The 6352-nt window shown below is 45.0% G+C and carries 9 protein-coding genes; 3 read left to right on the forward strand and 6 right to left on the reverse strand.

What is annotated here, in order from left to right; translation table 11 throughout:
• Positions 1-317, forward strand: a 317-nt coding sequence (locus tag T518_RS10840) for an IS30 family transposase (RefSeq protein ID WP_036378867.1), incomplete at its 5' end; no start/stop codon positions are given.
• Here the strand turns inward: T518_RS10840 and T518_RS10845 are convergent.
• The 4 genes from T518_RS10845 to T518_RS10860 are packed head-to-tail and all read right to left on the reverse strand — an operon-like array spanning position 309 to position 3462.
• Positions 309-1442 (reverse strand): Eco57I restriction-modification methylase domain-containing protein, encoded by a 1134-nt coding sequence (locus T518_RS10845; protein WP_051652325.1) that lies wholly within the window; start codon positions 1440-1442, stop codon positions 309-311. The genes T518_RS10840 and T518_RS10845 overlap by 9 nt on opposite strands.
• The gene (locus T518_RS10850; RefSeq protein ID WP_036378870.1) at positions 1426-2130 is read right to left on the reverse strand and encodes a DNA methyltransferase; all 705 of its coding nucleotides are present in this window, start codon (positions 2128-2130) and stop codon (positions 1426-1428) included. The genes T518_RS10845 and T518_RS10850 overlap by 17 nt, the downstream gene beginning before the upstream one ends.
• Before the next feature lie 6 nt (positions 2131-2136).
• Positions 2137-2382 (reverse strand): helix-turn-helix domain-containing protein, encoded by a 246-nt coding sequence (locus T518_RS10855; protein ID WP_036378881.1) that lies wholly within the window; start codon positions 2380-2382, stop codon positions 2137-2139.
• 45 nt (positions 2383-2427) lie between these two features.
• Positions 2428-3462 (reverse strand): hypothetical protein, encoded by a 1035-nt coding sequence (locus tag T518_RS10860; protein ID WP_036378872.1) that lies wholly within the window; start codon positions 3460-3462, stop codon positions 2428-2430.
• 409 nt (positions 3463-3871) lie between these two features.
• Between T518_RS10860 and T518_RS12360 the strand changes: the two genes are divergently transcribed.
• On the forward strand, positions 3872-4300 hold the full coding sequence (locus T518_RS12360; RefSeq protein ID WP_036378873.1) for a LysM peptidoglycan-binding domain-containing protein: 429 nt from the start codon (positions 3872-3874) through the stop codon (positions 4298-4300).
• 6 nt (positions 4301-4306) lie between these two features.
• On the opposite strand, the gene T518_RS10870 is transcribed toward T518_RS12360, so the two are convergent.
• Positions 4307-4879, reverse strand: a complete 573-nt coding sequence (locus tag T518_RS10870; RefSeq protein ID WP_036378875.1) for a flavin reductase family protein — start codon at positions 4877-4879, stop codon at positions 4307-4309.
• A 21-nt stretch (positions 4880-4900) separates the two neighbouring features.
• A complete protein-coding gene (locus T518_RS10875; RefSeq protein ID WP_036378876.1) occupies positions 4901-5449 on the reverse strand; it encodes a flavodoxin family protein in 549 nt (182 codons plus the stop codon).
• 118 nt (positions 5450-5567) lie between these two features.
• On the opposite strand from T518_RS10875, the gene T518_RS10880 reads away from it, so the two are divergent.
• Positions 5568-5897, forward strand: coding sequence for a winged helix-turn-helix transcriptional regulator (locus T518_RS10880; protein ID WP_211248223.1), 330 nt, complete (start codon positions 5568-5570; stop codon positions 5895-5897).
• The last annotated feature ends 455 nt before the right edge of the window (positions 5898-6352 follow it).

Here is a 6352-nt window from a genome sequence, read left to right on the forward strand (position 1 = left end):
AAGCACTCTCGGGGCAGCCGCATCTTTCGGTCACGCCAGATCGCGGAAAGGAATTCTCGAAACATGCTCAACTCAGCAAGGAACTGAAGCGTGTGACGTTCTACTTTCCTGCTCCGCACCATCCATGGGAGCGCGGGACCAACGAGAATACCAATGGGCTTCTGCGGGAGTTCTTCCCGAAAGGCAAGGACATCACGGATACGCCAGAGGATTACATCCAACGGAAGTACCATGAGTTGAACCTGCGCCCTAGGAAGTGCCTTGGCTACAAAACACCATATGAGGTCTATTTCTCAAAGGTGTTGCACTTAGCTTGACAATTCGCCATAAATAACGCCTTTAGATGTTAAAACTGGTGAGAAGCCGCTCTGCGGCTTCTTGATGCCTTTGGCTGTTGTACTTACTCTGAAATAATTTCTCGAATATACTCTTGAGCTCAATAAGGTCGGCTTATTTACTAAAACCTTATGTATGATACTTAGGGCTGTGTTATCTCGCACAAAGTACTTGAACTCATTCAGAGGTCGAGTTTGTTCAGAAACAGTTTCTCCATCCTTCATATTCTTTATATTACAATCACCTTTATAATCCCGTTCCCAGAGGAAATAGCAAATTCCTCCGGCAATATTAACACCGGGGAAACAATCGGCGCTATTTGGGATGTCAACGAGCTGACTTATATGTTGTTGCTGAAGCATGGCCTCTCGAAAATCATCCAAGCCTTTACCCCCTGCATACCAACGTGCTGGAATAATCAAGGTCATGTATCTCGGATTAAGTTTAATTGCCTGTTTAACAAAATATTGATAAATTGGCGATGCACTTGCTGCATTGCCTCCGTCATTCAACTGATACGGCGGATTTGAAATTATCACATCAAATTTCATATTGAATATTTCCTCCGGATGTAATGTATGTATAAACTCATAGGCATGAGACTCCATTCCTTCTCGAGCGATGTCATTTAGATCGCCATTCTCAGCCGTACCACAATAGATGCACTTTTTGTTCTTCCAAGTATGCTTGATCTTATGGAAAATGATGTTACCTTCCACATTATCAAACCGAGTGATTGAAAACGGACTGTTCGGATACTTCGAGCAGTAAACCGACCTTCTAGACAACAATGAAGTAAGCTCTGTGATGGCAATACCATAGAGCTGGTTCTTGAATATCCAGTCGCATCGTTCCTGCAAGTTTGGGATTTTATCAGCAAGTCCTGCGATAAGCCGCTTGGCGATTTCCCGGAGAAACACACCGGATTTGCATGCCGGATCGAGAAACTTCGTCTTCGGATCCCTGAACAGCTCTTGCGGCAGCATGTCAAGCATCTTGTTAGCAACATCAGGAGGCGTAAAAACTTCATCATTCGACAGATCAGCGAGGCAGGACAGGACGTCCGGTTTGTATACGCTTGTAAATAAATCAGGATTCAGCGACATATTGTACCTCCCAGTAATCTACGGATGGGAACTCTCTGATCGGTGCCGGCGTCCATCCGTGTGTCTCGGCGTCGTAATCCCATCCTTGTTTCTTCTTCTCAGACAGTACATCCATAAAACTCATCTGGCCATCATCTTCAAACTTTTCTGGTTCTTCATCACGCATCAATGCATCGAGAGTAAAATCTCTGCGCCGCATTCGGAAACCCACGGTGAAATCCCATTGTGCAAAGACAATCGGTTTTCCGTTGCTCTGCATCAATGTAAGTGCATCTCCGCATAGAATGTTCTTCCGCAGGATATAACGAGCCGCATCCCGTATTTCATCGCTTGCTTCTTTCTTCACCTGTGTGGAGTACGCCTTGTCCCAAATCTCAAAGAGCCGCTTCCGGCATTCCTCGATATTATCTTCCTGAATATCAATTCCATAGATACTGGTCAGAGCCAAGAAGGCGTTCTTTGTATATTCAGAATTGTTCTTTTTATATTGTCGTTTAACTCGTGCAAGCTTCCGCCGGAGAATTTCCGCGAGAAAGTTTCCATCACCACACGCAGGCTCCAGAAACCGACTCTCGATCCGGTCGGTCTCACTTTTTACGAGATCGAGCATGGCATTTACTTCCCTCTCATTCGTAAAGACCTCACCGTGTTCAGCGACACGTTCTTTTGATTTTATTTGTCGTGGCATATGTCATTATCTCTTTTCTTCTTCATCATTAATCCTGTCGGCTGGTTCTTCTTCCATCACAAACTCCATGATGTCGCCGACATCGCAGTTCAATGCGTTACATATCCGCAGTAAAACATCAGTATTCACATTTGCGCCTTTTCCAAGTTTCGCTATGGAAGTCGCGCTGACTCCACTCATTTCTCGAAGTTCCTTCTTCTTGATATTGCGGTCAATTAACAGCTTGAATAACTTGTTGTAGCTAAAGCGCATGTCCAATGCCTCCGTCATCTTCCACCCTTCTATATGTAATGACTATTACTTCACATCATTTAAGAAGCCGTATCTCTTTCCCGGCCCGTCAACCTTCTCGAATGTAGTGACTGTTGCTCCACTGCTCTCATAATCGAGATGAGGTATGTGATTCAGGTTCTCAATAATAATCAACTGTCCCTCATCCTGATGATTCATGAAATATTGGTACAATCCGGTCCTCATGCTTTCCGGCATATCATCATCAACACCATCATCGAAACCGTGTAACGGCATATCGATGATAAATGTATGCGGATCGAACTTGGCAAAATTAGCCAGATACTTCCTTATCATCAGAATCATTACCGTGTTGAGATAAGACCTGTATCCTTTGCCGTGGCTTGTACCCTTGTCCTCGCCGTTTACCATGATGTCGAACTGTGAAAAGTTGACTGTTTCCCTCAACAGCTCTGAGTAATGGCATTCTTTGAGTATCGTCTGAGCATATTCCGACATGGTGGGGACAAAATCATCGCTGAAGTATTCCTTGGGATGATACTCAGTTGTTGTATCGTTTTTCTTCTCGTTCTCAATGGCGTCCAAATCACTTCCAAAATCCTCTGAGTATGAATCAATCAAACTCATTTCTGTCGTGATTCTCAGATAGGCCTTATACGGCTTGAAATCGAGCTTTACAACATCATCTGACAGTCCCTCTGAACGCCGCTTAATCATCTGCGCAAGGATATTTGCACAGGCCTTGCCAACTTCATAGGATTCAACATCAAATCCAAACTCCAAAAGCTTATCGCCGATATGGTCAAGCGCGTCCATTGAGTATGTTTCTACGAATCCTGCGAATGTCTCCTCGGAAAGTCGTGGAACAATCTGCGCGGCTTTTCGCTGCGAGATAAGACGTCTGCCACTGTAGTAAGCCTCCAGTGTTGATTTTCCAAGGCCATATAGAGGATTCGGTTCCGCTTTCTCTAACGCCTCACCGTCAAGGATGGCATCAATAAGTATGACAACGAATTTGCCAGCGTTAGCTTTTTCTTCATAGTTGTCATGCATGAGTTTTGCAAAATCACAGAACTTCACAACGCGCTCCTCCTTTCTCCATGTAGGCAATTATGTAGGCAGATGTAGGCAAGCGTACGAGTTTCAAAATGCCGATTTTGCACAATTAGGTTACTGATCAAGAGTTGCCCGGTAACACCTAATCACTGAAGCAAAGAGCACAAAGTAATTGTATCACGTACTTACGCAAAAATCTATTTAATTATGCGAACGCGAAACAATTATTTACTTCTTGTCTGTTTGGTGACAGCACAGAAGTGCATTCACAAAACATCACGCCCTGAGCAAGGCGTTAAAAGGCTCACCGCCATAGCCGTTCACCCCGGTGCACAGAGGTAACCCGAACGGCTATAAAGATCAAAACTGAGACAGCACCATCACAGTCATCGAAGGAAATAAAAGCGATGCTGTCGGGAGACGCACACTGCAGGTGAACGGCAAATACATCCGTGGCTACGGTGTGCCGAAGTATAGCTCCGGCTCCTATGATTTCACTTCAGCCACTCCTTCAAAGACCGTGGATGAACTGGCGCAGGAAGTGCTGGACGGCAAATGGGGAAACGGAACTGACCGCAAAGAACGCCTCACCGCTGCCGGATATGACTATTCTGCCGTACAGGCAAAGGTCAATGCTCTGGCGAAAAAACAGGAATCCGCTCCGGTCTACTACACCGTAAAAAGCGGTGATACCCTCTCCGGGATTGCAAGGAAGTACGGCACCACGGGTTCCGCAATCCAGAAGCTCACCCCGACACTTATCAAAAAACGTCAACCTCATCCTGACCGGCTGGAAGATCAGAGTGAAATAGAATACGGGTGCGTTAACATCTTTACTGATGATAGCGCACCCGACATTTAGTTTTGCTTATTTTTTCATTAAGCTCGCTCCGGCATTCCACGCCTTTCCGACCTGTTCTCCGGAAACATAATAGCCGTGCTGGAATTGGTCAAAGATCAGTGCCTGTAGCTTAGACGGATCAACTTTGCCGTTCTCAGATAACACTCTTTCCTCGGCAGCCGTATTGATGATCTTTCCAACGATACAGTAGAAGCTCTCGGTTTCGCTCACCTCTGCCAGTTCACATTCCATGACAACGGGGAATTCATCGATGATGGGTGCATTAACGAATTCGCTCTTTACTGCTGTATAACCGGTGCGTTCAAACTTATCGTTCATTTTATTGCCTGTAGCAATTCCAAAGAAGTCAGCAACATCCATGTGCTCCTTATCGGCAAGTGCTACAGTGAAAGCCTTTGTCTTCAGAAGATTCTGCGTGGTCTTGTGCTCCTCATCAATAAACAGAGCAATTCTGTCCTCATTGCAGATCATACCCCATGCTGCGTTCATGACGTTCACTTTTCCATTCTCGTCGTATGCCGCTACCATCAAAACGGGCATCGGATACACTGCCTGTACTACGCCAAGATTTTTCTTCATTATGATTGTCCACCTTTCATGTTATTGAATTGAGTTACCAAGGGCATACGCCTCTTGAAGTTCTTTTTTGCCATCTGTGTCACCGGGCTGGGTTACATATCCACAGAGAATTTTTCCGAGGCTCCTCCATCCGATATGCTTTTCAAGATGATCATACCAGTGCTCGCTTTCCTCAAATCCAGCGCCCTCTGCAGCCATAATCAGGACAGATTCCTTTTTAGGATTTCTGCAGTTTGGATCACTTTCAGCAATTGCGAACAGTCGATCAAATGCGTTCTTCAAAAATCCAGAAATAAACCAGTAGTATAACGGCGAAGCAAGAACCACCACATCCGCTTCCTTATATAGTGGATATATCTTCTCCATGTCATCTCTCTGTGAACACGGATGCTCCGAATCTTTACCACCACCCCAGCAGCCAATGCATCCGTTGATTTTCATTCTGGATAACTGAAACTCTGTAACTTTGTTCCCAGCTTCTTCTGCACCCTTCTTAAATTCAGCTGTGAGTGCAGATGTGTTTCCTTTTGGACGCGGGCTTCCGTTAAGGATAATTATATTTTTTGCCATAGCGCACCTCCTGCATCGTTCTTGACTTCTTCAGCAAGACAATGTATATTATACAAGTACATAAATTATTTTCAAGTACCTACATATAAGTAAGGTACTTACTTCGAGGTAAGTTATTATGAAAAACGACATAGCCAATGCAGATTTTGAGACAACCGGGTACAGTTATACCCTTTCTCTTATAGCAGGAAAGTATAAGCCCATAATTCTTTACTGTTTGATGGAATATGAGCCAGTCCGCTTCAATGAAATGCAGCGATATTTGAAGAAGGTCGCTGATAAGACTTTAAGCCAGAATCTAAAGGAACTCGAAGCCGACGATCTCATCATCCGCAATGTCTATCCGCAGATTCCTCCCAAAGTCGAATACTCCTTGACAGAGCGCGGTCATTCCCTTGTAAAAGTGCTCGACAAGCTCTGTGACTGGGGAAATGAAAACCGAAAATAACTGAATATCCAATCTGCATGCCTGCGAGTGTTCTTCGGAATGCCCGCAGGCTTTTTTTATTGATGGATTTACAATCTAAGTGCAACAGCTCCTAGACAACCAAATAAAAATGACACATAGACTTCTTTGCTATAATGGTGTTTGAAGAGAACTACCTATAACAAAAGGAGAGCCTATGTGCCACTACGCACATCTTACACCATTTGAGCGAGAAAAGATACTCTTTTTTCTTGCTGAGGGCAAATCCATCACGGAGATTGCCCATCTGATGAAGCGCAAGAACATCGTGGCAAGTTCGTCATATCGCCCCCCATCGAAGAGCGTCCTGCCAGTGCAGCGAACCGTTCCGTCCGTGGTCACTGGGAAGCGGATACTGTGGTGGGCAAGCAAGGAAAGGCATGGGCCTTTTACGGGAGTTCTTCCCGAAGGGCAAAGACATCACAGATACGCCAGAG

It is taken from the genome of Mitsuokella jalaludinii DSM 13811, from assembly GCF_000702905.1.
GTDB lineage: Bacteria > Bacillota > Negativicutes > Selenomonadales > Selenomonadaceae > Mitsuokella > Mitsuokella jalaludinii.

What these genes read in the sequence shown, in the direction of transcription:
- T518_RS10870 (WP_036378875.1), bottom strand. Translation starts at nt 4,879, where the DNA reads ATGAAGAAAAATCTTGGCGTAGTACAGGCAGTGTATCCGATGCCCGTT.
- T518_RS10880 (WP_211248223.1), top strand. Translation starts at nt 5,568, where the DNA reads ATGAAAAACGACATAGCCAATGCAGATTTTGAGACAACCGGGTACAGT.
- T518_RS10855 (WP_036378881.1), bottom strand. Translation starts at nt 2,382, where the DNA reads ATGCGCTTTAGCTACAACAAGTTATTCAAGCTGTTAATTGACCGCAAT.
- T518_RS10875 (WP_036378876.1), bottom strand. Translation starts at nt 5,449, where the DNA reads ATGGCAAAAAATATAATTATCCTTAACGGAAGCCCGCGTCCAAAAGGA.
- T518_RS10850 (WP_036378870.1), bottom strand. Translation starts at nt 2,130, where the DNA reads ATGCCACGACAAATAAAATCAAAAGAACGTGTCGCTGAACACGGTGAG.
- T518_RS10845 (WP_051652325.1), bottom strand. Translation starts at nt 1,442, where the DNA reads ATGTCGCTGAATCCTGATTTATTTACAAGCGTATACAAACCGGACGTC.